Origin of the sequence: Brevibacillus sp. 7WMA2 (genome assembly GCF_010748895.1) — a bacterium.
Classification (GTDB): domain Bacteria; phylum Bacillota; class Bacilli; order Brevibacillales; family Brevibacillaceae; genus Brevibacillus_B; species Brevibacillus_B halotolerans.
In genome coordinates, this window is record NZ_CP048799.1 from 844,005 (window position 1) to 870,146 (window position 26,142).

General features: G+C 40.0%; 27 protein-coding genes. 21 read left to right on the plus strand and 6 right to left on the minus strand.

Features of this window, described 5'->3' with window-relative positions:
• Positions 1 to 262: 262 nt before the first annotated feature.
• From GOP56_RS03575 to GOP56_RS24160, 4 genes are all read left to right on the plus strand, one after another.
• Positions 263 to 877 (plus strand): hypothetical protein, encoded by a 615-nt coding sequence (locus GOP56_RS03575; protein WP_003337328.1) that lies wholly within the window; start codon positions 263 to 265, stop codon positions 875 to 877.
• A gap of 315 nt (positions 878 to 1,192) precedes the next feature.
• Positions 1,193 to 1,342, plus strand: a complete 150-nt coding sequence (scfA, locus tag GOP56_RS03580) for a six-cysteine ranthipeptide SCIFF (RefSeq protein ID WP_003346275.1) — start codon at positions 1,193 to 1,195, stop codon at positions 1,340 to 1,342.
• A 77-nt stretch (positions 1,343 to 1,419) separates the two neighbouring features.
• The gene (gene scfB / locus GOP56_RS03585) at positions 1,420 to 2,826 is read left to right on the plus strand and encodes a thioether cross-link-forming SCIFF peptide maturase (protein WP_022585185.1); all 1,407 of its coding nucleotides are present in this window, start codon (positions 1,420 to 1,422) and stop codon (positions 2,824 to 2,826) included.
• Positions 2,827 to 2,979: 153 nt separating this feature from the next.
• On the plus strand, positions 2,980 to 3,111 hold the full coding sequence (locus GOP56_RS24160) for a hypothetical protein (RefSeq protein ID WP_256380002.1): 132 nt from the start codon (positions 2,980 to 2,982) through the stop codon (positions 3,109 to 3,111).
• A gap of 352 nt (positions 3,112 to 3,463) precedes the next feature.
• Here the strand turns inward: GOP56_RS24160 and GOP56_RS03590 are convergent, their stop codons facing one another.
• A complete protein-coding gene (locus GOP56_RS03590) occupies positions 3,464 to 5,365 on the minus strand; it encodes a BglG family transcription antiterminator (RefSeq protein WP_121474129.1) in 1,902 nt (633 codons plus the stop codon).
• Positions 5,366 to 5,532: 167 nt separating this feature from the next.
• On the opposite strand from GOP56_RS03590, the gene GOP56_RS03595 reads away from it, so the two are divergent.
• The 6 genes from GOP56_RS03595 to GOP56_RS03620 all read left to right on the plus strand — a co-directional run bounded on the left by GOP56_RS03595 (position 5,533) and on the right by GOP56_RS03620 (position 11,277).
• The gene (locus tag GOP56_RS03595; protein WP_121474130.1) at positions 5,533 to 6,159 is read left to right on the plus strand and encodes a YczE/YyaS/YitT family protein; all 627 of its coding nucleotides are present in this window, start codon (positions 5,533 to 5,535) and stop codon (positions 6,157 to 6,159) included.
• A 160-nt stretch (positions 6,160 to 6,319) separates the two neighbouring features.
• Positions 6,320 to 6,634: a PTS sugar transporter subunit IIB gene (locus GOP56_RS03600; protein ID WP_003337342.1), complete on the plus strand. Its 315-nt coding sequence runs from the start codon at positions 6,320 to 6,322 to the stop codon at positions 6,632 to 6,634.
• Between the two features lies 1 nt (position 6,635).
• Positions 6,636 to 7,886, plus strand: coding sequence for a PTS sugar transporter subunit IIC (locus GOP56_RS03605; RefSeq protein ID WP_003342177.1), 1,251 nt, complete (start codon positions 6,636 to 6,638; stop codon positions 7,884 to 7,886).
• Between the two features lie 42 nt (positions 7,887 to 7,928).
• Positions 7,929 to 8,282: a PTS lactose/cellobiose transporter subunit IIA gene (locus GOP56_RS03610; RefSeq protein WP_163244528.1), complete on the plus strand. Its 354-nt coding sequence runs from the start codon at positions 7,929 to 7,931 to the stop codon at positions 8,280 to 8,282.
• Positions 8,283 to 8,284: 2 nt separating this feature from the next.
• Entirely contained in the window at positions 8,285 to 9,721 is a 1,437-nt protein-coding gene (locus GOP56_RS03615) for a glycoside hydrolase family 1 protein (RefSeq protein ID WP_163244529.1), read from the plus strand.
• 119 nt (positions 9,722 to 9,840) lie between these two features.
• Positions 9,841 to 11,277 carry a glycoside hydrolase family 1 protein gene (locus GOP56_RS03620; protein ID WP_163244530.1) on the plus strand — a complete coding sequence of 479 codons (1,437 nt, stop codon included), beginning with the start codon at positions 9,841 to 9,843 and terminating at the stop codon, positions 11,275 to 11,277.
• Positions 11,278 to 11,500: 223 nt separating this feature from the next.
• Here the strand turns inward: GOP56_RS03620 and GOP56_RS23280 are convergent, their stop codons facing one another.
• On the minus strand, positions 11,501 to 11,668 hold the full coding sequence (locus GOP56_RS23280; protein WP_174250653.1) for a hypothetical protein: 168 nt from the start codon (positions 11,666 to 11,668) through the stop codon (positions 11,501 to 11,503).
• A gap of 617 nt (positions 11,669 to 12,285) precedes the next feature.
• Here GOP56_RS23280 and GOP56_RS03625 point away from each other — a divergent pair.
• Positions 12,286 to 13,761 carry a protein adenylyltransferase SelO gene (locus GOP56_RS03625; RefSeq protein ID WP_163244531.1) on the plus strand — a complete coding sequence of 492 codons (1,476 nt, stop codon included), beginning with the start codon at positions 12,286 to 12,288 and terminating at the stop codon, positions 13,759 to 13,761.
• A gap of 180 nt (positions 13,762 to 13,941) precedes the next feature.
• Here GOP56_RS03625 and GOP56_RS03630 read toward each other — a convergent pair whose 3' ends face one another.
• A complete protein-coding gene (locus GOP56_RS03630) occupies positions 13,942 to 14,145 on the minus strand; it encodes a hypothetical protein (protein WP_003342165.1) in 204 nt (67 codons plus the stop codon).
• A gap of 141 nt (positions 14,146 to 14,286) precedes the next feature.
• Here GOP56_RS03630 and GOP56_RS03635 point away from each other — a divergent pair, with 141 nt between their 5' ends.
• Both GOP56_RS03635 and GOP56_RS03640 read left to right on the plus strand, forming a co-directional pair.
• Positions 14,287 to 15,591 carry an AAA family ATPase gene (locus GOP56_RS03635; RefSeq protein WP_163244532.1) on the plus strand — a complete coding sequence of 435 codons (1,305 nt, stop codon included), beginning with the start codon at positions 14,287 to 14,289 and terminating at the stop codon, positions 15,589 to 15,591.
• 15 nt (positions 15,592 to 15,606) lie between these two features.
• Positions 15,607 to 17,334, plus strand: a complete 1,728-nt coding sequence (locus tag GOP56_RS03640) for a VWA domain-containing protein (RefSeq protein ID WP_163244533.1) — start codon at positions 15,607 to 15,609, stop codon at positions 17,332 to 17,334.
• A gap of 104 nt (positions 17,335 to 17,438) precedes the next feature.
• On the opposite strand, the gene GOP56_RS03645 is transcribed toward GOP56_RS03640, so the two are convergent.
• Positions 17,439 to 18,281 (minus strand): 5'-3' exonuclease, encoded by an 843-nt coding sequence (locus tag GOP56_RS03645; RefSeq protein WP_050816505.1) that lies wholly within the window; start codon positions 18,279 to 18,281, stop codon positions 17,439 to 17,441.
• Positions 18,282 to 18,575: 294 nt separating this feature from the next.
• On the opposite strand from GOP56_RS03645, the gene GOP56_RS03650 reads away from it, so the two are divergent.
• On the plus strand, positions 18,576 to 18,773 hold the full coding sequence (locus tag GOP56_RS03650) for an alpha/beta-type small acid-soluble spore protein (RefSeq protein WP_003337354.1): 198 nt from the start codon (positions 18,576 to 18,578) through the stop codon (positions 18,771 to 18,773).
• A gap of 104 nt (positions 18,774 to 18,877) precedes the next feature.
• Here GOP56_RS03650 and GOP56_RS03655 read toward each other — a convergent pair whose 3' ends face one another.
• Together GOP56_RS03655 and GOP56_RS03660 are read right to left on the minus strand one after the other, a co-directional pair.
• The gene (locus tag GOP56_RS03655) at positions 18,878 to 19,546 is read right to left on the minus strand and encodes a DUF2642 domain-containing protein (protein ID WP_163244534.1); all 669 of its coding nucleotides are present in this window, start codon (positions 19,544 to 19,546) and stop codon (positions 18,878 to 18,880) included.
• A 41-nt stretch (positions 19,547 to 19,587) separates the two neighbouring features.
• Positions 19,588 to 20,568 (minus strand): hypothetical protein, encoded by a 981-nt coding sequence (locus tag GOP56_RS03660; protein WP_163244535.1) that lies wholly within the window; start codon positions 20,566 to 20,568, stop codon positions 19,588 to 19,590.
• A gap of 237 nt (positions 20,569 to 20,805) precedes the next feature.
• Between GOP56_RS03660 and GOP56_RS03665 the strand changes: the two genes are divergently transcribed.
• The 7 genes from GOP56_RS03665 to GOP56_RS03695 all read left to right on the plus strand — a co-directional run bounded on the left by GOP56_RS03665 (position 20,806) and on the right by GOP56_RS03695 (position 26,140).
• Positions 20,806 to 21,084: a hypothetical protein gene (locus GOP56_RS03665; RefSeq protein ID WP_003337357.1), complete on the plus strand. Its 279-nt coding sequence runs from the start codon at positions 20,806 to 20,808 to the stop codon at positions 21,082 to 21,084.
• Between the two features lie 133 nt (positions 21,085 to 21,217).
• Positions 21,218 to 22,282, plus strand: coding sequence for a nicotinate-nucleotide--dimethylbenzimidazole phosphoribosyltransferase (gene cobT / locus GOP56_RS03670; protein WP_121474137.1), 1,065 nt, complete (start codon positions 21,218 to 21,220; stop codon positions 22,280 to 22,282).
• Between the two features lie 59 nt (positions 22,283 to 22,341).
• Positions 22,342 to 23,445 carry a threonine-phosphate decarboxylase CobD gene (gene cobD, locus GOP56_RS03675; protein ID WP_121474138.1) on the plus strand — a complete coding sequence of 368 codons (1,104 nt, stop codon included), beginning with the start codon at positions 22,342 to 22,344 and terminating at the stop codon, positions 23,443 to 23,445.
• 16 nt (positions 23,446 to 23,461) lie between these two features.
• The gene (gene cobU, locus GOP56_RS03680) at positions 23,462 to 24,058 is read left to right on the plus strand and encodes a bifunctional adenosylcobinamide kinase/adenosylcobinamide-phosphate guanylyltransferase (protein WP_163244536.1); all 597 of its coding nucleotides are present in this window, start codon (positions 23,462 to 23,464) and stop codon (positions 24,056 to 24,058) included.
• The gene (gene cobS, locus GOP56_RS03685; RefSeq protein ID WP_163244537.1) at positions 24,055 to 24,825 is read left to right on the plus strand and encodes an adenosylcobinamide-GDP ribazoletransferase; all 771 of its coding nucleotides are present in this window, start codon (positions 24,055 to 24,057) and stop codon (positions 24,823 to 24,825) included. The genes cobU and cobS overlap by 4 nt, the downstream gene beginning before the upstream one ends.
• Positions 24,819 to 25,457, plus strand: a complete 639-nt coding sequence (locus GOP56_RS03690; protein WP_163244538.1) for a histidine phosphatase family protein — start codon at positions 24,819 to 24,821, stop codon at positions 25,455 to 25,457. Before cobS ends, GOP56_RS03690 begins: the two co-directional genes overlap by 7 nt.
• Positions 25,445 to 26,140: an adenosylcobinamide amidohydrolase gene (locus GOP56_RS03695; protein ID WP_003337363.1), complete on the plus strand. Its 696-nt coding sequence runs from the start codon at positions 25,445 to 25,447 to the stop codon at positions 26,138 to 26,140. Before GOP56_RS03690 ends, GOP56_RS03695 begins: the two co-directional genes overlap by 13 nt.
• Positions 26,141 to 26,142 lie beyond the last annotated feature (2 nt).

Genomic DNA, 26,142 nt, shown 5'->3' on the forward strand with positions numbered 1-26,142 from the left:
TCTACAAATAATGATGTAAAAAGCAACAATCTTTTAGAAAACAGCCTAAAGAAAAAGGCAAACAAAAAGTCAGAAGGAGGAACTAGATCAAAATTTCTTTCAGAATGTAGCTGTAGATACGAAAAGAATTGAAGCAATTTTCCTACGATTTTCTAAACAAACATCTATTAACAAATATACTGTATACTAAAGACTTCTATTAGCAAATGGTATAACCCGATTTGTGATGAGGAAATTGATATTACGTAAGGGAGCATTAACAATGGGTAAAATGGATGAACAAATTTTAGTGGTAAAACGAACGGAACTATTTGATAATGAGCGGTTGGCTTTCCAAGGAATTGAAAAGGAACCTGACAGAATCACGAGGCTAATGAGTAATATTTCATCTCATTATTCTGTTATGAGACGCGGAGATGCTGAGGAAGATCAGGGCTTTAAGCAACCAATTCCATATGTAGTAATTCGCAAGGGCAATGAGCTGTTCATGTACAAACGTCTATCAGGCGGTGGAGAAGCACGCCTGCATGACAAGCTGTCTTTAGGTACAGGGGGTCACATGAATGACGAAAATAGCAGCAGCTTCGAGGAAGTTTTAGAGATTAACTTACTTAGAGAGCTAGAGGAAGAGCTGGACATACAAGCAGCAGATCGAGAGTTTAACACGATTGGCTTTATCAATGATGACGTAGAAGAAGTAGGTAAAGTACATATTGGACTTCTTGTAACACTTGATTTAGATGAAGATGCGACTGTGAGTGTAAGAGAAATTGATCAGTTGGAAGGCAAGTGGACAACCATCGAGGAATTGTTACAGCCGGATATATACGGAAGATTAGAAAGCTGGTCAAAATTCGTAGTAGATGTATTGAAGTAGAACGCAGCGGGGGAGCTGACTCCCCCAGTTGTTAAAATGAACAGGTAACGTGGTATGATGGCAAGGGTTTTTACATTTTTTCTAAAGAAAAACAGCGAGCATTTTACGAAAAAAAGATGATATTCTTCCGTGAATTGGTTTTTGAGGGTAGATGAGACATCTATATAAGCGAAATCAAGTGAAGTTTCACAGATAAGACATTAGCTATAATTGACGTCAACCAGAGGCGTTGTTAAAATTATCTAGGTAATATTGTGAAAAAAATCACGATATTGATTCTCATTGCTTCAAAATAGTGAAAAGGGGTTGTACATCATGAAAAGAATCGTAACATTGAGCACGCGTAAATTGCAGGATACCGCAAAGTTTGGTGGATGTGGCGCATGCCAGACATCCTGTCAGTCAGCTTGCAAAACTTCCTGTGGAATTGCTAATCAGCAATGTGAAAACAAATTGAACAGATAGGTAATGGAAATGTACCGCCCAACTGCTTTGCGGATGGGCGGCAATTTTTATGGGCAAAAGGAGCTTGATTATCAAGTATGATTCATCAATATAAACTAAACGGATACAACATTGTGCTTGACACCTATAGTGGATCGGTACATGTTGTCGATGACCTCGCTTATGAAATCATCGCACTTTACGAAAATACTTCTACAGAAAAAATAGTGGCAATGATGCTGGAAAAGTATGCACATGATTGTGCTATTACTGAGCTGGACATCCGTGAAACCATAGCAGATGTCGAGGAGCTAAAAAAAGACGGGCAACTCTTTACTGAGGATGAATTTAAGGATCTCTCTATTGATCTGAGAAATCGTCAGACCTATGTAAAGGCTCTATGCTTCAATGTTGCGCATACCTGTAATCTGTCATGTGAATATTGCTTTGCTAGTCAGGGGAAATACCACGGAGACAGAGCGATCATGAGCTATGAGGTTGGGCAAAGAGCTATCGATTACCTATTGGAAAACTCGGGTCACCACCGAAATCTCGATATCGATTTCTTCGGCGGAGAACCGCTTATGGCTTGGAAGGTTGTCAAGCAGATAGTCGCTTACGCAAGAAGTAAAGAAAAAGAGTACAAAAAGACATTTCGGTTCACCTTTACTACGAATGGTATGTTACTTAATGATGAGGTTACCGATTTCTTAAATCAAGAAATGTATAATGTTGTATTAAGCCTTGATGGCAGAAAAGAGGTTCATGATCGACTTCGTAAAACAGTCACTGGAGAGGGAAGCTACGATTTTATTGTTCGGAAGTTCCAGGATTTTGTCAAGAAGCGTGGAGACAAAGAATACTATGTACGTGGAACCTACACCCAGAACAATCTCGATTTTACCAATGACATTTTTCATATTGCAGACCTTGGATTTGATAAACTCTCGATGGAGCCTGTTATCTGTGATCCAAGCGAGCCCTATGCGCTAACCGAGAATGACCTCCAAGAGATTTATAACCAATATGAAATTCTCGCGAAGGAAATGCTTCAACGTAAGGAAAAGGGCAATGGGTTTACCTTCTACCATTATATGCTTGACCTCTCAGAAGGCCCTTGTATTCAGAAAAGAATCGCTGGCTGTGGTTCAGGAACCGAATACCTTGCTGTCACTCCATGGGGTGATCTTTTCCCTTGCCATCAATTTGTAGGGGATGAGAATTATTGTATGGGAAACATTTGGGATGGGATTACCAAACCAGAGTTGCAATACAAGTTTAAAGAAAGCAACTGCTATTCGAAGCCGGAATGTCAGGACTGCTGGGCAAAACTGTACTGTAGTGGTGGTTGTCCTGCTAATGCGCTTCATGTGACAGGCTCCCTCAATGGAACCTACGACTTCAGTTGTGATATCTTTAGGAAGAGAATTGAATGTTCCATGATGGTTAAGGTAGCCGAATCGATCAGCGCTATGGAGGAGCAAGTCGTGGACTGGGATCACTAATGTGTAATGTTTTAAAAATAAATAACCCATATGTTGTCAGTAGAGAAGAGTTCCTTTAGTAATATGGGACTCTTTTTTATATACATCAATAGTAAGGTGGTAACTAAGGGATAAAATGTGAAGTGGTACAGAAAAAGGTGGGGAGGTTTTCTTATGCAAATGAGGAACAGTGTTCTAGATATAGGAATTGGAAGGATAAAAGCTACTCGCCATGTCACATTAGAATTAGTTCTTGCAAGTTGCATTGTAGGTATTTATATCGTGTATAAGATATCTTTGGCTTGAATCAATCTGCCGCCGCAACTAGTGAGTAATTCGAAGGGATTAATACTTGTGCTAGTAAAGTAAAGTCATTCCGCTTATGGTTGAGGAGGAAAATTGGTATGCAATCTCTTCTGCTTGCTCTTGTGTAATAATTTCAAATGCATCCCCATAATGAGCCTCCTTTTATCACCTAGAACATTTCTTAGTTTAACAAGAAAATAAGATCTGGTTATACCTGATAAGCTGAGTTTATCATATGTGTTTATAAGAATGTAAAAAAGCAACTGCTCATAAAGTCAGTTGCTTCCATTATAAAGGTTTTTGCAGATATACCGTGATAGTCTTACAAAAGAAAATAGCAGCTTTTAAATAATTAGCTCTCATGTAAAAGCCTCGTCATCTTGTCCATAAAATCCTCATAGTCCTTGGCTTTAATTAGTTCATTGACATTTTTCCATTCCGATAGAATATTGATCACGCCTTCGAAAAAGGGGCTGAATAATTCGCGCTGATGTTTGTTGATTGAAATCATCACAATGGCTTGCACCTTCTCTTTTCCCCAATTTACCGGGCGGTCCAGAATCATAATGCAAATACCTGTCTTTTCAGCATCCATATGCATAGAATGTGGAACAGCTACATTGTTGTTAAAGGCAGTGGAGGACATTCGCTCTCTCTCTAATACAGACTTTCCGTAGTCTTGGGACACATAGCCTTTCTCATAAAGCAGATTCGACATGAATGCAATGTAGGCTTCATCACTGTCGAGATATACATTCTTCATAAATAAATCTTCATCAAAATATAAGTCAAGATATTGCTTTAGGCTGCGTATCTTTTTTTGCTTATTTAGTTTGTTTATTTGACTTTGAATATATTCATAATCTTCTTCTGTCAGGTAAGGGTGAACAAATACAGATGGGACTTGTTCCTTCTGTAAAGGCAGTGTGCTGATGATTAAGTCTATTTCCTCGAATAAAGCAACCTCACTGGAGTCAGATGAAACTTTAATAATCTCTAAAGAATCATGAAATTTCTTTTCTAGCTTTTGAATCAGTTGTACTTGCATATCATAGTAGTTAGGACAAATAACTGCACATAAAATCTTCTTTTCTAGGCTTACCTTTCGTTCAAAGTAAGACCCGATATGAAAAGCAATATAAGAAATCTCATCCTCCTTAATATGAATGTTTTCCATCAGCTGAATTTGATTGGATATAAAGACAGCCAGTTCATAAATGAGAGGATAGGAATGCTTTAATTTATGTGTTAAAGGATTTTTAGCCATTTGCTCATTCTTTGCCCGAAAAATTAAATTGCGTATATGGAGCGTGAAATTGACAAAAAATTCATCATCAAGGATTTCAATAAAATAACGTTCATGTACCTTCTCTAGCAATTTTTTAGAGAGGTTCACATAATGCTCATCGACATAATGATTTAAAGAGCTAGGCGTCAATGACTGATAATTAAGCAATGTCGTTTTACTTGATAAAAGCAAAATAAAATTATAGCGCTCCGATTCGTTAAAACGGATACTGTACTGTGCTTCCAGAAAATCAGCGATTTTATTGGCTGCTTTTGTTTCAAGATTGCTTTTTAATTTATGGAGATTAGTTGCTTGAATAACCGAGTTGTTATTTTTTATTCGGTCCACGGTAATAACAAGGTGGAGGAGGATATTATTCATAATATAATCGTTCACATACAAATTATGTTCGCTCAGAATGGAAACGATTTCATTTTTTAGTAAAGAAACATCATAATCCGGAAAGGAATCTTGAACAGCTTTTAAGCTTAAAAATTCGTTGGAGGTTTCTTGTGAAATAATAAAGCTCATTAATTTCCGCTTATCGCTCTCTTCACCTGTTAAAATGAGCATGTCTTTTCTATGGCGGATTTTTAATTGATAGGGCTTAATAATTTTATTTGCATGAACGATGTCATTTTCGATTGAAGAAACACTTAAAAAAAGTCTATCACCAAGATCAAAGATATTTACCCCTTCCGAGTGTAGAATTAATTCCTTCAATATGACTTTCATACGATCCATGGGAGAAGTAGGATTATCGTCTGTTTTTACTTGGTTCCTACTTACAAGCTGATATCCTTGGGGAGAGGAAGCGATAATGATTTGATCCTGGTTAATTTCGTTAGCATATTTTCTGATGGTTCTTGTGGACACTTTAAAATAATTCGCCAAGCTTGTCGCTGTACACCAATCATTTTTAGATGCTAGGTATTGAATGAAAGCCTCTTTACGATCATTTTTCATAACAGAGCTCCTTATATGAAAGATATAGGGTTCCTCATTTTATTATAAAAAAAGAATAATATGCATGCGAATAAAAAAAGTTCCTACAGATAGGAACTTTTTTTAGTTGGTTCCTTCAGAGGAAAGATGAAATACTTTCATACAAATGAACGCTAAATGAGGGAACTATGAAAATGAGTCAAAAAATGATGAATTATACACTTGTTGTCATTAGCACAGTTGTGACAGCCTTTGGGATTTCACTGGTTTTGCTGGCGGAATTAGGGGTAGATCCGATTAGTACGTTCTTATTGGGCGGACTACATTTTATTCCGATTCGATTTGGGACAGCAAGTCAGATCTTTAGTCTGACCTGTTTAGTCATTAATTATTTTCTTAACCGAAAGTTTTTCGGGGTGGGAAGTCTTATTTTCAGTATTGGATGCGGTTATTTTATTAACTTATTTCTTGCAATGGATGGAATGATTTCATTATTCCTGCAATCTATACCAAGTATATGCATTGCATTGATTGGTATCTTGATTTACGGATGTGGAACAGGTCTCTTTTTATCTACAAAAACAGGAATGGGACCGTTAGAAGGCCTTATGTTCTTTTTCTCCACGCGATTAAACGTGACCATAAAGGTAACAAGAATGACCATTGATGGAATTTTAGTCGTTACGGGGATTTTATTAGGTGGTTTATACGGTATCGGAACCATTCTTTGTATCTTTTTAGTTGGACCTGTTATTGAACTTTCATTAAAGGTTTTCACATCGTTATCAAAAAAAGTTGGAAAACGATCTATGTAGAAAGGATAGTATATTTGCTTTTTTGAAAGGTAGAGAATAGAAAATATGAGGTCAATTATCGTTCCTATGGGTAGGAACTTTTATTGTTGGTTTTAAAATTCGACCAATGCAATACTAAGCATGTAAGCGAAACCAAAAAATGATTCAGGGGGAATTACAAATGACAAGAGTATTGTTAATCTGTGGAGCAGGTGCTTCAAGCGGCTTTATGGCAAACGCTATTCGTAAAGCAGGCAAAAAAAGAGGAATGGAAATGTCTGTACAAGCACGAAGCGAGTCACAATTATCGGAGTATCTAAATGAAATCGATGTTTTGTTAATTGGTCCTCACTTGAAATATATGGAGGATGAATTGAAAGAGAAAGTAAGAGACTATCAAATTAAAGTATCTGTAATCCCGCAAATCATTTATGGCACTTTAGATGGCAATAAAGCGTGCGACCTTATTACTAACCTACTTGAATCGGGTGAATAACATGATGGAGAAAATAATGACTTTTATGAACGAATCGTTTAGTCCAAGGGTTAATAAAATCACGAAAAACCCGTGGGTATCATCGATCCAGGATGCGGTTATGACTATTCTGCCTCTAATCCTTGTCGGTTCGCTAATTACGATTGTCAGTCTATTAAATAGTGTATTTTCGTGGCTCCCTGATTTTTCTTTAATTAATACATTTACATTCGGTCTGCTGGGCTTATTCGTTTCCTTCTTAATCCCATATTTCATTATGGAGAAAAAGAAACTCGATAATAAAAAGCTAATAGCAGGATCAACAGGTTTGGCTCTTTATCTGTTCTTATTGTCGCCAGTCATCTTGGAGAACGGACAAATTCAGTTCATGCTAGATCGATTTGGAGCAACTGGTATGTTCCTGTCATTGATAGTCGGCTTGTTTGTTGGATTTGTACTTGTTCAATTCTCCAAATTCTCGTTTTTCTCAGAGGATTCATCAATTCCGGACTTTATCGTTGTTTGGTTTGACACACTTATTCCGATTACGCTGATTATGCTGACTGGATGGCTGATTGGTGTTCAAGCAAAAATTGATTTCTTTGAAGTAATCTTAGCGATCTTTAAACCCTTATCAAGTATTGTTCAAAGCTATCCTGGATTTGTTTTATCTGTCTTCATTCCAGCGTTTCTGTACACTTTTGGTATTAGCGGCTGGGTAATGATGCCAGTTATTTATCCCGTTTATTTATCAGGTCTTGCCGAAAATGCACAAGTAGCAGCATCTGGAGGAACCCCATCCAATATCGCAGTTATGGAAACGCTTTATGCCTTTACAAGCATGGGTGGAATCGGAACAACCTTACCTCTCGTTATCATGATGTTCTTCCTAGGAAAATCAATGCGTATGAAAGCTATTGGACAGGCAACGATCGTTCCCTCTATCTTTAATATCAATGAACCATTAATGTTTGGGGCGCCAATAGTCTTTAACCCATTTTTAATGATTCCGATGTGGATCACTGCAATTGTTATTCCGAGTATTACGTACTGGGTGCTGCATGCAGGCTGGGTAAGTATCCCGACGAAGACTTTCATGCTTTGGTATTTGCCAATGCCGATTTCATCATATTTGGCAACTCAAGATTGGAGAGCTATTGTTTTAGCAATGATATTATTTGTCGTAGCATTTATTATCTTCTTCCCGTTCTTTAAAGCTTACGATATTCAAGAGAGGAAGAAAGAATTAGAAGTAAGCGAATATGAACAGTAATTCGTTATAGCATTCCAAAACAACAATAAAGGAGATTGTACCATGATTGATAGAGAACAAGAACTAGAAGCGCTGTATTTAATATCAATGCAAATGATTTTACATGCAGGTGATGCCCGCAATGATGTCATGGAAGCATTAAAATGCTGCGAACAGGAGGAATACGACCGTGCTGAAAAAGTATTAGAAAAAGCAAATAAAGATATCGTTGCATCTCATAAGCTGCAAACAGAAACCGTACAAAAAGAAGCACAGGGAGAGGAAGCCATTTTCTCACTGCTGTTTGCCCATGCCCAAGATACGTTAATGACTGTAAAGAGCGAATATGAAATTGCCAAACGGTTAGTTCGCGTTTTTAGAAGAATTGATGAAAAAATTGATGGAAAGAAGGCATAACCATGAGAACGTTTGAAGGTACTTTTCCAAAAGATTTTCTATGGGGCGGTGCGGTTGCGGCTAACCAATGCGAAGGTGCTTTTGGGATTGGCGGAAAAGGAATTAGCCTTGCTGATGTTCACCGGTATCGTAGTGATCAAGATATTACAAGTCATGATTCTGATATGACTCTTGCGAAAGTGAAAGAAGCGATTGAAGACAAAGTCGGTTACTATCCGAAAAGACATGGAATCGACTTTTATCACACTTATAAAGAAGATTTACAGCTTCTGGCCGAAATGGGCTTTAAAACTTTTCGAACATCTATTGATTGGTCCCGTATTTTTCCGAATGGTGATGACCAAGAGCCGAACGAAGAAGGGCTTGCTTTCTATGATAAGTTAATTGATGAAATCAGAAGTCTTGGTATGGAGCCAATTATTACAATGCTTCACTACGAAACACCGTTAAACATTACACTTCAATATGGAGGATGGAATAATCGCAAAGTAATTGATTTTTTCGTCCGGTATGGAGAAGTATTGCTTGATCGTTACAAAGACAAAGTGAAATATTGGATTGTGATCAATCAAATCAATTTAATGTATCATGAATCCTTTAACTCGGTTGCGATTTGCAAAGACCAGGTGGATCATTTAGACGAGGCTAAGTACCAGGCTATTCACAATCAGATGGTTGCATCGGCTCGTATTGTTAAAAAGGCGCGAGAATTGAGTTCTTCTCTTCATATGGGCACTATGCTGGCCGATTGTACAGCCTATCCAGAGAGCTGCCATCCGGATGATATTGTACTGGCGCTGAAAAGAAATCGCCTACAATATTACTTTACCGATGTTCAATTTAGAGGCGAATACCCTGGCTATATGAGACGTTTCTTTCATGAAAATGATATTTCAATTAACGAACAGCCAGAGGATGCAACTATTTTAAAACAAAACACTATGGACTTTCTGGCCATCTCATACTACTATTCCTCCATGGTTTCAGCAAAAAGGAATGGTATGAACCCCATTGATTTAAGTAAAAACCCGCATCTTAAAGCAAATCCATGGGGCTGGGCTGTCGATCCTAAAGGCTTATATAACGCATTATGCCAATATTATGATCGCTATCAAGTGCCAATCATGATCGCTGAAAACGGTTTTGGCATGTATGACAAGCTGGAAGATGGGATGGTTCATGATGATTACCGTATCACGTATCTATCTGAGCATATCACCCAAGTTAAGGAAGCTGTTAAAGATGGTGTGGAAATTTTCGCGTTTTGTGCTTGGGGACCGATTGATATTGTCAGCTGTTCTTCGGCTGAAATGGAAAAACGCTATGGCTTCATTTATGTTGATATAGACAATGAAGGGAATGGCTCGCGAAAACGTATTAAAAAAGACAGCTTTTACTGGTATAAAAAAGTGATTGAAACGAACGGAGAGTTTATTTAACGGAATATTCAATCGGATCACCTGTGCATACCAGTTAAAGTTGGAAGAGTTTGTATACAAATAAAAAATGCTACATCCAGCAAAATGTATTGACAAGACAATAAAGGGAGGCAAGCAACTTGAGAAAAAATCCAGCTACATTTCCTAAAAACTTTTTATGGGGAGGCGCCATTGCGGCAAATCAAGCAGAGGGTGCTTATTTAGAAGGCGGAAAAGGACTTTGTGTAGCAGATATCAATAAGTTTACTGATGACGTGAGTATTAAGGAAAAAGGCAATTATGAATTGACAACAAAAGACATTCAGTTTGCTCTAGAAGATAAAGAAGGTCATTATCCAAAACGGTCATCGATTGATTTCTATCACCGTTATAAAGAAGATTTAAAAATGCTTGCAGAAACGGGAATGAATTCGTTTCGTACATCTATCAACTGGGCACGCATTTTTCCGAAAGGCGATGAGACAGAACCGAATGAAGAAGGATTGAGATTTTACGATGATCTTATTGATGAGATTATTAAAAATGGAATGGAACCTCTCATTACCGTTTCCCATTATGAAATGCCATTGCATTTAGCAACCGAATATAATGGATGGTATAACCGAAAAATGATCGATTTTTTTGTCCACTACTGTGAAGTATTATTTAACAGATATAAAGATAAAGTGAGATACTGGATTCTTGTAAACCAGATTAACTTAATTACGTTTGAATCATTCAATCACCTCGGTATTCCGGCAGATCGTGTGGAAAACTTGTTGGAAGCCAAATACCAAGGTGCACACAATGAGCTTGTTGCTTGTGGGAGAGCAACAAAAATAGCAAAAGAAATCAATCCTAAGATACAAATCGGAATGATGCTCTTTGATGCAATTTCTCATCCCGCAACATGTAAGCCGGAAGATGTACTGGCAACGGTAAAACGCAACCAAATGGAGTATTATTTCTCTGATATTCTCATGCGTGGTAAATACCCAAATTATGCGTTCCGCTTCTTTGAGGAGAATAATATTACGATTCAATTCGGAGAACATGATGAAGAAGATTTTAAAAATACAGCAGATTTCTTTAGCTTCTCATACTACTACACGCGAATTTCTGATGCAGAAAGTGCAAAGAAGCTTAACTCTGCATACTTAAATCCGGAGCTGAAAGCAAGCGATTGGGGCTGGTCCATTGATCCGATCGGTTTAAGAACTGCTTTAAATCTGTACTATGATCGCTACCAAAAACCGATCATGATTACTGAAAACGGTATTGGTGCATATGACAAGGTTGATGAGAACGGCGAAATTCATGACCCGTATCGCATTGAATTCCTTAAACGCCACATTGAACAAATAAAAGAAGCAATTAAAGACGGTGTGGAAGTAATCGGCTACTATCCGTGGGGACCAATCGATATTGTCAGCTGCTCATCATCCGAAATGTCTAAACGCTACGGTTTCATCTACGTCGAAAAAGATGATTATGGCAATGGAACACTCGAAAGAAAGAAAAAAGAGAGCTTTTATTGGTATCAGAGGGTTGTTCAGTCGAACGGAGAAGAGTTGTAATAAAAGAATCTTACAAAAAAGTTTACCTGATATTTTTACGAATCCCGAAAGATAATTGGTTAACCGGTGAAGCAATGTAGCGATGTCATTACATGTAAGAACGAAAAATGCCACCTGCTATACATGCGAGTCGTTTCATTTACTAATCAGGAAACTGTAACGAATTCCCTCAAAACCATGTAGGAAATACTGTTTTCCTACGTTGGTTTTGAGGGACTATGTTTTATTTCTTTTTAAAAATTATTTTTTTGAATATAGGTTCTAAAATAAATCCAGCAACTAATAAACCGAGTCCATTTGCTATCATATTACTTGGAATGAACATATTAAATAAATAAATCATCGTTCCGTAAAGTATAATTCTTAATGTTATCATTGCAGTATTAGACATATAATTATCTCTCCTTTTAGTTTGAATATTAAAAATAATACCAGATATCTATTTATTATCGGTAATAATGTCCATATTGTCTTTGAGAAATGGTATGCCGTTTAAATAGTTCTTTTCGTGGAAATGACTATGTGTGACAATCTGTTATGGAGACGATTAAGAATTGAAATACAGTATTAAGCTGTGTATAGTTTGCTATGATAAAAAATGAATACAAAACATTATGTAAGTTTGCTTAAGGAGTGGGATGGGGTATATTTTTATATGCTCAAGACTTACTTGTAAAGCAATTTTTATAATGCGGATAGGTTGAAGAATGATGGTCTGAAGGAGGGCAGGAGTAGCTCTCTTTTTTATTTTTCATAAAGTTGATTGCCTATCTGCTTAGTATAATAGGAATTTACTTGTTTTCAAAAAAACGAAACTAGATGAGAAAGTGTGCCATATAAGTGTGGAAAGGGTATAATAAATTGGAAAAAGTAGACACTAAAAGGGATTGGCTAGTGCTGGAATTGAGATAGAGATAGCCAAAAGTACATAGAATATCAATTGTTTTTGTGTAAAGGAAAAGTAAAGATACAAAAAACATAAATAAGAAAAGGGGAAATGGAGATCCGATGACGCAGAGAAAGGCAATGCAAGAAGCAGGATGGAACTTTGACAACAGTTATGCACGTTTGCCAGAATCATTTTTTTCAAGTCTCAACTTAAACCCTGTACGCTCACCAAAGCTGATTATTCTTAATAAAAAGCTGGCAGAAGCACTTGGGTTAAACATGGAGGCACTTCAAAGCGAAGATGGAGTAGAAGTGCTTGCTGGCAATCGAATCCCCGGAGGTGCTTTTCCTATTGCTCAAGCTTATGCGGGTCATCAATTTGGGCATTTTACGATGCTAGGAGATGGACGGGCTCTGCTGCTTGGAGAGCAGATCACCCCTCTAGGTAAACGCTTTGATATACAACTAAAGGGTTCAGGAAGAACATCATACTCTCGTCGGGGCGATGGTCGAGCAGCACTTGGGCCGATGCTACGTGAATATATCATCAGCGAAGCAATGCATGCGCTTGGTATTCCTACTACCCGCAGTCTAGCGGTGGTGACAACCGGTGAGACTGTCATTCGTGAAACTGACCTGCCTGGTGCAATTCTAACACGAGTGGCTGACAGTCATATTCGTGTCGGCACCTTTCAATACGTTTTAAAATGGGGCACGATTGATGAACTCCGAGTCCTAGCGGATTATACATTGCAAAGACATTTTCCAGAGGCTGAGGCTGGTGATAATCCCTATCTTTCATTACTTAAGGAAGTTATCAAGCGTCAGGCCTCACTGATTGCTAAGTGGCAACTAGTAGGCTTTATTCACGGGGTGATGAATACCGATAACATGGCCATTAGTGGAGAAACCATTGATTATGGTCCTTGCGCTTTCATGGATGCCTATGATCCGGCAACAGTATTTAGTTCCATAGACATTCAGGGGCGTTATGCCTATGGCAATCAGCCGCGTATTGCTGCATGGAATCTCTCGCGATTCGCTGAAACCCTCTTGCCTCTGCTCCATGACGATCATGAGCAGGCGGTCAAACTGGCCCAGGATGCCATTTCAGATTTTACTGAGTTATATCACAGTAATTGGATTGCGGGAATGAGAGCAAAGCTTGGGATCGGTAATGAGGAGAAACAGGATGAATCCCTTATTGAAGATCTCCTCACAATGATGCAGAAGTATCGAGCGGACTATACCAATACCTTCCTTGCATTAACCTTTGGTAGGCTAGAGGATACGGTTCTGTCTGGAACCTCAGAGTTTGCCCAGTGGCATGAAATGTGGCAGGCTCGCCGAGGCAGGCAGCAGGGATCGAAATCAACCTCGTATCAATTGATGCAAAACAGCAATCCTGCGCTAATTCCACGGAATCATCTGGTAGAAGAAGCTTTAGAGAGCGCAGTACAACAAGGCGATTACAGCGTGATGGAGCAGCTTCTTGTTGCTCTTTCCAATCCTTACGCTCACTCTATCGAACAAGCTGAATATTGTACACTCCCTCCGCAGTCAGCTATTCCTTACCGAACTTATTGCGGTACCTGATTATATAGAGCCGTTTGAGGATGATATGACTACATCCATTGTTTGTACAATCTTGGATTACCAAGCACCTGTTTTATTTATTGAAGCTTTGCTGAAGTAAATAATTAGGCAGTCAGGATATGTGAATTATTTCATGAAAAAAAGCTCGTGCTTCCTCTTGGAGTACCGAGCTTTTTTGTGTTAATACGAATTGCTTTTGGACTCAGCTTTTGGTAAAGCTTGCATGGGAGAGCGGCTGTCCACTTTTCCGAAATGGAGAATTCTCCATACTTCAAAGATAAGATGATGGGTCACGTGATCCAATTCTTCCGTACGAGAAATAATTTTGTAAATTCGATCCATCATGACCTGATATTCTTCTTCGCTTAAGTGCACGTGGGGCATATTGCAATCACCTTCCAATTTATGTGTTGTATCCTTATTGTCACCTTACCACCAGCGGTTTTAATCAGTGCTCAACTTTCTTTTTTTTCTTCCATATGTCATCATGGAAGCAGATTTGTTTCAGAGAGGAGCAGCAGATGTATGAAGCCAAATACGAAAGCTATGCAACGTGGTATACAAAGCGCTATTAAGCAATTGGAAGGGCGTTTTTTAGAGCGGGAGGAATTGATTCGTCTGCTGTTTTTAGCGGTCATGAGCGGTGAGAATGCTCTGTTAGTAGGCCCGCCAGGAACTGCAAAATCACAGCTAGCTCGTGCTTTCTCACAATTATTTGGTACCAATCATTGGTTTGAATATTTATTAACACGCTTTAGCACACCTGATGAATTATTCGGTCCCATTTCCATACAGCAATTAAAGCAGGATCAATATGTGCGCAAAACAAAAGGATACTTACCAACGGCACAATTTGCATTTTTGGATGAAATTTTTAAGGCAAACAGCGCTATCTTAAACGCCTTGTTATCTATCTTGAATGAACGCGTCTTCTTTAATGGTCAAGAGAAGGAGGAAGTACCATTATTGTTTGTGATGGCGGCCTCTAACGAGCTGCCTGACGATCAGGAGCAATTAGCGGCGTTATATGATCGGTTTCTTATTCGATGTGAGGTTGGCTATTTGAAGCTTGCTTCCAGTTATGAGAAGATGTTTCAGCTTGATTTTGAACCTCTTCCTACCTTATTTAACATGTACGAAGTAAAAGATGTACAAGGGGCGGCTTCTAAGGTGCATATACCGGAATCACTTGTTTACTTCTTATACAGATTAAAACAGCAAATGGAAGATAAAGAGTTCGTTATATCTGATCGTCGTTTGCGTAAAATTGCACTAGTATGGCAAACCTCCGCTGTATTGAATGGACGGGATGAGGTTTCTCTCTGGGATACGGTGTTTACTCCACATATGCTTTGGGATGTACCTGAGGATTTACCAGTACTGACTGAGCTGTACCAAGAGAGATTTATGGAATCCTTGAAGGTAGAGCTAGAGAAGGAGCTTCCCTTGCGCTATTATGAACAGATTTCAAGCAAATGGATGGAAAAAGAGGATGAGCTTCATGCTTTCCAATTTAAAAAGGAAATTGGCTCCAAAATGACTAAGGAAGCTTCAGAGCAAGCAAAAAGAATGCTGGAGCAGTGCCGGATAGAACTGGAAGAAACAGGACGTCATCTACAGCAAAAGCTGACGGACTGGCTTAAGCAGGAGGCGGACTTGCCTGGTTATCTTTTGGAGAAAAATTTCATGCTATTACATGTGGAGTCTTATACGGTGAAGTTCGCGCACCTGCGTCTGGAGGGAGAACGACATTTGCAAATCCTACAGGGCTTGTATCGCACGCTGTTTGACCGAGAGCTTCCCGGAGTCGAGTACGACTATACTTTGTAATGGTGGTGACGGGAGATGTTTGTACGACACCAGCGTGTAGATCGCTTTGTGTTTGATGCTTATTTTCGTTCTTCTCGTATTGCAAAGGAATGGGTCGAGGAAACGATGCGTAAATCGCCATGGTTTAGTGAGGCACTGTTGTTTGATTTCTTCTTAGCTTTTTATTTGAAGCAGCCAGAGGTAAATGAAGCTAGTGATGCTGTTCCTTTTCATCGTTGGATGGTTCGTTCTTTGTTGCGTCAGCATTTTTACCAAAGTATTCATCCAAGAACCATAGCTAGCGAGAGCGCCTCCTTTAAAACGGCGAGTAAGGCACTTATGTGGCTAGTCTCTAGCTTTGAAGAAGAGGTACAGCGGCGTAAAAAAATGGACAAGATACTAGGTGTTTCAGACCAATCACAGCAAGGGCAAAATATTGACCAGCAATCGAGTGATCCTGAGCAAACGGATCAGCTACTAGAACGCTTGACCCAAAAACAGCAGGAGCAATTACGGTTGGTAGGCTACACCTTACAGCAGGGGAAGCAAATGGTAGAGAATAAGGAAGAATCTCAATCTGCTCGTCCGCTGGCAGAAGAAGAGGTGCAATTACTGCGCAGTCGAATCATAGAGATGCAAGAAGAGATGAAAACGAATTATATAAAGCGTCCCAAGCTGTTGCAGAAGGTAAAAAAGCTGGAAGCAGAATTGATGCAGAGACAAAAGCAGGTAGAGCGTCTCATAAAGCAAGAAAAGTCGGCAATACAGCACCTAGAACAGGAATTGGGTGACTGGTTACAGCAATCTTTAAAGAAGTCATTACAGACCGAAGAGCAGGATACCTCCTATTTATTTGCCTTGGTAGAGGCGAGTCAACGTTTCTCGAATCGACGGTGGGGAAGTGATCTGGGGAAACTCAGAAGGGAAACATATGAAAAGTATTTAAAATGGGTGGAGCAGCTTTCCAAGCATCCAGACCTACTACACTTTTTGCAGGAAGTGGGACGTAATGTTCACGAATTTTCTATGCGTAAAAAAAAGCGTAAAGAACGACGTATGCCGGAAGAATATGATGATTTAAGGCAGAGTGGAGATTTGTCTCATTTGTTGGCGAGTGAAGCATTGTTACTTGCTGATCCTGATTTAGAAACCTATTTTATGGTTAAGGCGTTGGAACAAAAATTACTAACATACGACACGATAGGCTGGCGCGATGAGCCTCCTAGTGGACCTGTAATTTGCATGTTGGACAGTTCTCATTCTATGCGAGGTGCAAAGCTTCGGTTAGCCCAAATTTTTGTTATGACCTTTGCAGCTATCTCTTTATTGGAAAAACGTGATTTTATGCTTATGCTATTTGGCACAAAGAGCGAGGTTATTGAACGACCCTTGTATTACAAAAAGCCAGATTGGATGGGGTTTTATGAGCTAGCTCAGCAGGCTTTTGGTGGAGGCACTAATTTCGATGAGCCAATAAAGCGGGGCATACAGATATTGTATGAGAATCCCAAGTTCGAAGCTGCTGATTTCGTTATGATTACTGATGGTATCGGAGAAATATCTCCGCCGGTGCGTCAATTATTGGGCCAGATGGCTGTGGATAAGCAGGTTAAATTGCATTCCTTAATCATGGGAACGGCACGACAACATCTCGTTCAGACCTATGACCTGATTGGGATTTCCCATCAGGTACGCTTTGCTACCTCATGGGAAACCAATGACCCACAGAACAGCGGACTCTTCCTTGATGTGTTTGCTCCATAGCGGAGTGCTACAGTTTCATTAGTATGTCCAAAATAAAAAACTATATATCGAAAAGAGCTGTAGACCGATTAGGTTCCACAGCTCTTTTTGGTTTGCTCTTCTTCTTATCCAATCCGCGCAAGCATCGTTTTACTAAATTCTAATTCATTCATTTTTTCTAAAACCAATACTGGATCATATTCCCAGCTTGCTTCCTCTAACATTAACTCCACAGGAGCATCAGATAGAATGGTTGCTAATTTTTGACTTAGATATACCTGTTCTTTATTCTCTGTCAATTTGGCTCGCATTTTAGGTGTTAGCGAATCTACATTAGCATACAGATTATCTAGGGTACCATGCTCTGTTATTAATTTCACTGCTGTTTTTTCCCCAATGCCAGGACAACCGGGGATACAATCAGAGGTATCTCCTTGCAGGGCTTTTACATCAATAACCTGAGCAGATGTAATACCTTTTTGTTCGAGTAAGGACTGTGGGCAGTAATGCTCATGTTTCCCGCCGTTTTTCAAAATTTTAACATGTACCTGATCACAGACAAGCTGTAGGCTGTCATAGTCACCCGAGCATATGATTACTTCATGACCTTCTTCAGCAAATCGTTTGGATAACGTACCTAAGATATCGTCCCCTTCATAACCTGACAAGCCTACATTAGGTATAGAGAAAGCTTGGGTAACCTCCTTCACCAGCGAGAACTGAGGAATTAACTCGGCAGGTGGTTCGACTCGATTCGATTTATAACCATCGTACCATTGACTACGCAATAAGGACTCGCGTGAAGCAACATCCCAAGCAACGATCAGATGAGTTGGTTGAATGAGGTCTGCATAATCAAGCATCATTTTGGTAAAACCATAGACAGCATTCGTGTACAATCCGCTTTTGGTTTGACGAATACTGCCTGTCCATGAGGAGGCATAAAATGCACGGAAAAGAAAGCTCATGCCATCCAATAGTAAAATTTTATTCTTCAAAGCAAATAACTCCTCCCATAATAAACGCCAACTGTCTCTGTTTCGCTATTATAGCATGAAAGGCGGGGATTGGCTGATTTCTAGAAAATAGTAAAAAAAAGCAGGAATGAAAAAAATGAAATGATACATCATATAGATACACCTCCATAAACAGTAAAGAAATAGCGTAGCCGTCAGCATTGAGCCTATCCAAAGTGGATCGGTTGAATGCTGAAGGCCACATTAGCCTCAGCAAAAATCCAAATAGAATGGAGATGAAAGGTTATGGCAGCTAACAACAATTCTAGCAACAACCTTTTAGTTCCTCAAGCTAACCAAGCTCTTGACCAATTGAAATACGAAATCGCTACTGAATTCGGCGTACAATTGGGACCAGACACTACTTCTCGCCAAAACGGATCTGTTGGTGGAGAAATCACGAAGCGCCTTGTTTCTTTCGCTGAGCAACAACTAGCTCGCTAATTAAACAACAGCATACGTGGATGATGAGGGATGAAAACCCCCTCATACGAAAAGGAGGGTCGGTTGCCTTAAGCACCGATCCTCCTTTACTTTTTGCAGAGATGTTAGGAAGAAAGATGAATCGTTTTAATATGCTGTACATTCCAATTGGTTCGATCACCCGTCATATTGATAAGTTCTAACAAATTGTTTTCTAAACGGCTAACTATTCCAATCTTGTGAGGATCATCACCTGTATCAAGGATAATAAGTTCTCCTTCCAGCCGTTTCATCTGTTCTTCAAAAGAACGAGAAAGCGGAATTTGAGATGCTTTAATCTGTAGATGATGATTACTAAGAGAGAAGGGGATAAAGCTTCGGCTATAGGGGATCAGCCATTTTACATGATGGAGGGAAATAAACATAGTCTTAAAGACCGGGGAATAGAACACTAGATAATTGTTTAGTATAGTCGTCACATATCCGTGCAAAGAGTGTGAACCTGTTACATTAATTTCTATAAACAAGCCCTTTGCTTTGTTCAGAATATTCCGATAAGATAAAGCTTCTTTATTTAAAAGAATTGGACTTTCTTGTAGCTCAAAAGGATTGACTAGATCAGAGCATATCTGTTTGATTGATTTTACATGAATCCAGGGTACATAGATGTAACGTGTACCTTCATATAGAACGAGGATATCAATCCCCTGATCCATCACTTGGCCTACAACGTTATTATTCTCAGGTAATGTTACTTCAACAAACTGATTTAAAAAAGGAGAGATGGGTTCCAAGTAGAGCTTCCTCCTTTCCTAGGAGAACGGGAAAGTAACATCTATCTGTTCCATTTTGGATAAGACATACCTGGCAATTTTATGGTAACCGATTGGAGCGAATTTCCTCTTTGATTGAAAGGATATGGTGTTTTTAACGAAATTTGATGCTTTGAGGGCTTCTTTTTTGGATGAATTCTTACTGCAGGCGGTGTGGAGAAGTACTTTTGTTTCTGTCTATCGCGTTTTTTAACACGCAGACAGAAAACTTCTCGATTACCTACATGTCTAGCATTCTGATTAGCAGGGGAGACAGTGTCAGATGAAGATGAAGATGATGAAGATGATGATGAAGATGATCTTGTTGTTGTTGTTAAACTAGCAATAGTTGCTTTTGAAATCCAGACGAGTTCTTTATTATGGACTAAGGCAATTTGATTTTGATCAGCTTCGGTCAAAATTCCTGAGATGGGTTCATAACTAGTGAAATGAACGTGAACGAATGTATTTCGTAATTTGTCTAATAAAGCGGAGAAATTAGGTGCATCATGAAGTTGATATAAAGGGCTTTTCGTTCTAATTTTGGAATGAGTTCCATCCTTTTGAGAACGCCCATGTGTTTTGTTTAGAATACCAATGCACTTGATTTCACTTAGCTGATAATATACTAATGTCCCTTTTTCGGTTTGCAGGGCTACATAGTCAGTGCCAGCGAAACGAAGTAATCCTGTGTATGAATCTTTCCCAGTTCGATTAATTCGTACTCTTTTATTAACGAGCGATTTTAATAGCTGTTCGTATGATTCAGCTTCGATAACCTCCTGAGGGATTCCTTTTTTAATTTCAAAAGGCGGGTTTCGAAAATCCTCTTCAATACTAGTGAGCGGCGGCAAATAATAATACAAGACTTGGCTATCTTCTGTTAATTGAACGAGGTAGTTTGATTTGGTAGCCAGTAGGATTCCACGTATTGTTTCAGCTCTACCTCTATAGAGGCGCACAGTCTTGCCGACCAGAGACTGTAAAGTGGTGATATCGAACATGTTATACATAGCCCCTTTCATTTGACCAATCAGGATATTTACAATGCATGTATATGTATCCCCTGACATTCTTGCTGTAAACAAGAGCCCTTTTCTGGAATAATTCCACATTTGCCCTAGATTTTAGCCCTTTCTTGTTGCACTGGTTATTCACACAAACGGCAAGAGCGGACTAGTCATATGTTAGTAGGGAAATCATGTGCTTTTCAATCATGCACAGGAGAGGGGAAATAGTCAGTGAAAAAAAGTACCGCGAAACGAATTTTGCGTGATTATCCTGAATTTGAAGCGTGGCTAAAGCAACAGCCAACACGTGTTGCCAGAGTGTTAAGCAATCCTGCGACGATGGATAAATATTTAGAGCAATGGGAAAAAGAAAAAAAGAGACAACAGCGAACCTCTCTCGCATCCCTTGTTAATTTACAAAGTATTTCCGAAAAGACACGTAAAGTAAATGAGAAGCTGACCAGTTTGCAAAGTATTTTGGACGTTATTTCAGATAACAAAAAAATATAAGTGAATAATTTGTGGATTTTGTGGGGTGGTGGTGAGGAAGCCAACCCTTTTTTCTTTTATTCTGCTATACTAGAAAAGTAAGATATTTATTCTAAACGGGCAATCGACCTAGACATCTGAGGAGGAATTTGACATGAGCTTTAGCGATAAATTATCTGGAGTAATACATACGATACCAGCAATAGATCTGGTAGCAGCCGAGCAAGCAAAAAAAGAACTAAAACGTTTGACTAAACCTGTTGGAAGTCTAGGTGTTTTAGAAGATATAGTTGTTCAGTTAGCAGGTATTACAGGACAAGCTAAACCGCGTATCGGGCGCAAGGATGTCGTGGTCATGTGTGGTGATCATGGTATTGTGGACGAGGGTGTAAGCGCATTCCCTCAGGAAGTAACTCAACTCATGATGGTTAACTTCATCAATGCTGGAGCAGCAGTAAACGTGTTAGCTAGACAAGTGGGGGCCGAGGTAACAGTAGTTGACATTGGCTCTAAAGCACCCGAAGTACCTGAGAATGTAATCAATAAGAAAGTGAAAGCAGGAACAAACAACTTTGCTAAAGGCCCAGCAATGAGTAGAGAAGAAGCTGCACAAGCGATCTTGGTTGGAATTGAAACAGCGCAGGAACTGGCGAAAAAGGGTAGTAATGTCATCGCTTTGGGTGAGATGGGAATCGGAAATACAACGCCTAGCGCGGCGCTTACCAGTGTATTATTAGGTCGTCCGCTGGAAGAAGGTCTTGTAGGACGAGGTTCGGGTATAAATGACAAATCTCTTTTAATCAAACGTGAAGCAATTCAACGCGGTATTGAGGTAAATAAGCCTCAGGCAGACGATGCGTTGGATGTACTTGCTAAGGTAGGTGGCTTAGAGATTGCCGGGATGGCTGGGGTAACGCTTGGTGCTGCTCTTTCTCGCATTCCTGTACTATTAGATGGGGTGATTGCTTCTGCGGCGGCATTGGTAGCTGCACGTCTTCAACCAGCAATTATTCCTTATCTTATGGCCACTCATTTATCAGTGGAACCTGCCCATCAATATATTCTGGAAGACTTAGGAATTCGTCCATCTCTTCACTTAAATATGCGATTAGGGGAAGGAACTGGAGCTACATTATTTATGCCAATGATGGATTCTGCTTGTCGTGTACTGCAAGAAATGGCTACCTACTCTGATTTAGGTCTACCTGATCCAGAGTAATTGATCTAAAGATCGTTCAACTGAGATTAGGTGAGGCATTAAAGAAGAGGAGCATGATTATGATAGAGCGTTTTGGACATGGTGGCGACATATGGACGGCTGCAGAATCCTTTGGGCTAGAGGCAGATCGTATTCTAGATTATAGTTCAAATATTAATCCATTTGGACCTCCTGAGCAGCTTTTTTCAATATTGAATCAAGCGCTACCACAGGTCCTTCGATATCCTGATCCTACATGCCGTAATCTTCGCAAAGCGTTAGCAAGTTCGCTTGGATCTCATATACAACCGGAAAATATTTTGGTAGGGAATGGAGCTGCTGAGTGCTTGCACTTGGCGGTTTCTGCTCTCAAGCCACGGATTGTAGGGATTATTTGTCCCTCTTTCTCGGAATATGAAGCGATTGCCAAGCAAGCTGACTGTGAGATTCGCATGTTATTTACAACGAAAGAACAGCAGTTTTTACCTGATGTTGAGGAGCTATGCGGCTTTGTGCAACAGGTGGATATGCTGTTTATTGGACATCCTAACAATCCAACGGGGAATTTTTTACCACGTAACGAATTACAAAAGGTGGCTGTTGCTTGTGAACAACACAATACCTACCTTTGTGTGGACGAAGCATTTCTGGATTTTGTAAATCAAACTGAGGAGCATTCTTTAGTAACTGACTTACACAAGCTTCCCCATGTGCTTTTATTTCGCTCTATGACTAAAATGTACGCGATTGCAGGGCTGCGACTCGGTTACGTCATTGGTCAAGAGCAAGTGATTGAATGTCTAAAAGCTAAACAAATCTCGTGGAGTGTGAACCATTTGGCCCAAGTGGCAGGTGAATTCTTACTTCAGCAGCATGATTACGTACTGCGAACGCAGGAATATGTTGCTGCGCAAAGAGAGAGCTTGCTAAAATCTCTTGAAGCACTACAGGGGGTTACAACTTTTAGAAGCGAAACCAATTACTTATTAGTTCATATAGACTCTACTCCATCTCATCTTCTTCAGGAAGAGATGGCGAAAAGAGGCATTTTAATTCGAAATTGTAGTATGTATCCAGGTTTAGGTGAAGGATATATACGACTTGCGATAAAAACACAGGAAGAGAATGAACGAATGGTAAGCGTGTTCCGTGAATCCCTACAAATCCTGTCAACTAGGAGATAAAAGGAGCGAAGGTATCATGAGGATCATTCTTATTACAGGTGGCGTTCGATCGGGGAAAAGTGCTTTTGCTGAAAGGCTGGCCCAACAACAGAAGCAGAAGCATGGAGGAACCCTCGTGTATCTTGCAACAGGGCAAGCTTGGGATGAAGAGATGCAGAATCGGATTCATTTGCACAGGGAACGAAGAGTGAATAATTGGGAGACGGTGGAAGAGCCGTATGAATTAGAGTCGGCGATCCGGACCATGGCTGAATCCGATACGCATGAAGCAGCTTCAGAGTCATCGATTGTTTTATTGGACACATTCTCAGGCTGGATTGCGAACATATTAATGCAGATGCCTGAAGATCAACTAAGTAAGTCTGCCATCCGGCAAGCTTGTCAACAACAAGTCATCTCTTGTGTATCTGCTATGCGCTCCTTAGATCGGACATGGATAGTGGTAAGTGATGAAGTGGGATTAGGTGGGGTAGCGTTATCTAAATTAGGCAGGGCATTTCAGGATATTACTGGCTTTGCGAATCAGATCGTAGCACAATATGCTGATGAAGTATATCTAGTAGTGGCTGGTATCCCGATGAAGATCAAGGGGAGCGAGGCGAGTGACAAATGAATGCGTTTTGGAGCGCCTTAACCTTTCTTACGCGCATTCCGGTACGCTTTCAAGCGACAGAGCAGGATTGGTATCAAAGCGTAAAGTATTATCCTTATGTAGGAATGGTAATAGGAATTTTTTTAGCGGGAATCGCAGGAATTACGCAGTGGATTTTTCCTGATATTCTCCTTTCACTTGTAGTGATAGCTTCTTGGGTCTATATCACTGGCGGTCTGCATTTAGATGGTTGGATGGATACCGCAGATGGGCTCGGTTCTGCTCGTTCACGTGAACGGATGCTAGAAATCATGAAAGACAGCCGAGTGGGAGCAATGGGAGTCCTTGCTTGTGTTCTTTTATTGGCAGTAAAGGTGGTGTCTCTATACTGGATCACAACTAGCGTACCTTTGCTGTCACTTATTTACTTATTGATCATCATTCCATTTGCAGCTCGTGTTTCTTTGCTTGGATGCGTTTATTTTTGGCCTTATTTGCATAAAGGAAAGGGATTGGCGTCTGGATTTAGAGAGCATGTGTGTATGAAGCACATTATCATTTCAATCGTTATCTCATGTCTTGTCGCTATCGTTTTAGTTGGATACCAATTAGCGATCATTTTTTTCGTACTCACGGTGGTCACGCACTATCTGTTTAACCGAATGATTGTCAAACAGCTGGGCGGCTTAACGGGCGATACCTATGGGGCACAAATTGAATGCATTGAAATGGTATTGCTTCTTGGGGCGGTCAGCTACCTGTATCACGGAGGTTTTGTCGGATGGTAAAAGTTATTTGGTTACGTCATGCTGTAACGGCTGAAAATCTGGCAAAACAATATATTGGACACTATGATGCACCTTTATCGAACAAAGGAGTGTCACAGGCGCAGCAGGTCGCAAAATTCTTAGCGAATCAACCGCTCACAGCTATTTTTTCAAGTGATTTAATGAGAGCAAAGGAAACAGCGACGATCGTGGCAGAATTTCATCCAACGCTTTCGGTCCGAACCAGTAGTGACTTACGCGAGGTGTTTTTTGGTGAATGGGAAGGGTTGACGTACCAGGAGATCGAGCGAATGGATCGGGAGAGAATTTATCAATTTTATGATAACCCGTGGAATGTTGCTCCTCCTGGCGGGGAGAAATTACTCGAATTACAAAAGCGGCTAGAGCAATTCGTAAATAGAGAAATCAGCCCTTACTGTACCCAGACAAAATGTTATTCGAGTGGTACTGAAGAGAGGCTTCAGAAAGAACCAATTTTACTGGTGGTTACTCATGGTGGAATGCTGCGCTTGGTTTCTGCTCTTTTATTAGAAAATGATCCAGGTCGTTATTTTGATTCGTCCATTGGACATGGGCAATTTCTGGTTACGTGTTGTCGAGAAGACGGAGAGTGGGAAACATGCAATTTATAAAAGATTGGTATTTGGATGTAAACGAGAAACGGGTGCTTATTCACTATCCGAAAGGCTTTCGCGCCTGCTCTAGTGCTGTGTTTGGTGGTGGAATTAGCGAGGCGAAGTGGGTCCTAAACCAGTATGTTGGAAAGAGCTACTTATCAGATAATCCCGAGGAGGATATTCGAAGGTTTGTTTTGCAAAATCAAGCCATACCTGAACAAACTATTGGATTGTTGACAGCAGCTTGTGTGGAGGATGTAGGAGTCTCTACGTTAAAGGGAGACGAATTTGAACTTTGTGCAATTGTGACAACCGGTGTCGGCAATGCAGCTAGAGCAGGTACCGTAGAACAGCGCTATAATGCCTATGCAGCAGGTACGATTAATACTGTCGTATTCATTGATGGGAATTTGACAGACGGGGCTCTTGTAAATGCTGTTATTACAGCAACAGAGGCCAAAACGATTGCATTGGCAGAAATGGGAATTAGCGATGGAGAGGGCAGGGGTGCGACAGGAACCACCACAGATGCTATTGTAGTAGCGGCTACATGTGACCAATCACATTATCAGTCCGTCCATCCCTATGCTGGAACTGCTACGAACTTGGGCCATGCAATCGCTTGTGCAGTAAGGGATGCAACTCGCATGGCGCTTACCCATGAGCTAAATCGAAAAGAGCGTAGGAGTGCAGAATAATT

Coding starts and splice junctions, on each gene's coding strand:
- cobU (WP_163244536.1), top strand. CDS start 23,462: ATGAGGATCATTCTTATTACAGGTGGCGTTCGATCGGGGAAAAGTGCT.
- GOP56_RS03650 (WP_003337354.1), top strand. CDS start 18,576: ATGGCAGCTAACAACAATTCTAGCAACAACCTTTTAGTTCCTCAAGCT.
- GOP56_RS03640 (WP_163244533.1), top strand. CDS start 15,607: ATGTTTGTACGACACCAGCGTGTAGATCGCTTTGTGTTTGATGCTTAT.
- GOP56_RS03590 (WP_121474129.1), bottom strand. CDS start 5,365: ATGAAAAATGATCGTAAAGAGGCTTTCATTCAATACCTAGCATCTAAA.
- GOP56_RS03575 (WP_003337328.1), top strand. CDS start 263: ATGGGTAAAATGGATGAACAAATTTTAGTGGTAAAACGAACGGAACTA.
- GOP56_RS24160 (WP_256380002.1), top strand. CDS start 2,980: ATGCAAATGAGGAACAGTGTTCTAGATATAGGAATTGGAAGGATAAAA.
- scfA (WP_003346275.1), top strand. CDS start 1,193: ATGAAAAGAATCGTAACATTGAGCACGCGTAAATTGCAGGATACCGCA.
- GOP56_RS03645 (WP_050816505.1), bottom strand. CDS start 18,281: ATGAGCTTTCTTTTCCGTGCATTTTATGCCTCCTCATGGACAGGCAGT.
- GOP56_RS03600 (WP_003337342.1), top strand. CDS start 6,320: ATGACAAGAGTATTGTTAATCTGTGGAGCAGGTGCTTCAAGCGGCTTT.
- GOP56_RS03635 (WP_163244532.1), top strand. CDS start 14,287: ATGAAGCCAAATACGAAAGCTATGCAACGTGGTATACAAAGCGCTATT.
- GOP56_RS03615 (WP_163244529.1), top strand. CDS start 8,285: ATGAGAACGTTTGAAGGTACTTTTCCAAAAGATTTTCTATGGGGCGGT.
- GOP56_RS03690 (WP_163244538.1), top strand. CDS start 24,819: ATGGTAAAAGTTATTTGGTTACGTCATGCTGTAACGGCTGAAAATCTG.
- scfB (WP_022585185.1), top strand. CDS start 1,420: ATGATTCATCAATATAAACTAAACGGATACAACATTGTGCTTGACACC.
- GOP56_RS03695 (WP_003337363.1), top strand. CDS start 25,445: ATGCAATTTATAAAAGATTGGTATTTGGATGTAAACGAGAAACGGGTG.
- GOP56_RS03625 (WP_163244531.1), top strand. CDS start 12,286: ATGACGCAGAGAAAGGCAATGCAAGAAGCAGGATGGAACTTTGACAAC.
- GOP56_RS03660 (WP_163244535.1), bottom strand. CDS start 20,568: ATGTTCGATATCACCACTTTACAGTCTCTGGTCGGCAAGACTGTGCGC.
- GOP56_RS03595 (WP_121474130.1), top strand. CDS start 5,533: ATGAAAATGAGTCAAAAAATGATGAATTATACACTTGTTGTCATTAGC.
- GOP56_RS03610 (WP_163244528.1), top strand. CDS start 7,929: ATGATTGATAGAGAACAAGAACTAGAAGCGCTGTATTTAATATCAATG.
- GOP56_RS03630 (WP_003342165.1), bottom strand. CDS start 14,145: ATGCCCCACGTGCACTTAAGCGAAGAAGAATATCAGGTCATGATGGAT.
- cobD (WP_121474138.1), top strand. CDS start 22,342: ATGATAGAGCGTTTTGGACATGGTGGCGACATATGGACGGCTGCAGAA.
- cobT (WP_121474137.1), top strand. CDS start 21,218: ATGAGCTTTAGCGATAAATTATCTGGAGTAATACATACGATACCAGCA.
- cobS (WP_163244537.1), top strand. CDS start 24,055: ATGAATGCGTTTTGGAGCGCCTTAACCTTTCTTACGCGCATTCCGGTA.
- GOP56_RS23280 (WP_174250653.1), bottom strand. CDS start 11,668: ATGTCTAATACTGCAATGATAACATTAAGAATTATACTTTACGGAACG.
- GOP56_RS03605 (WP_003342177.1), top strand. CDS start 6,636: ATGATGGAGAAAATAATGACTTTTATGAACGAATCGTTTAGTCCAAGG.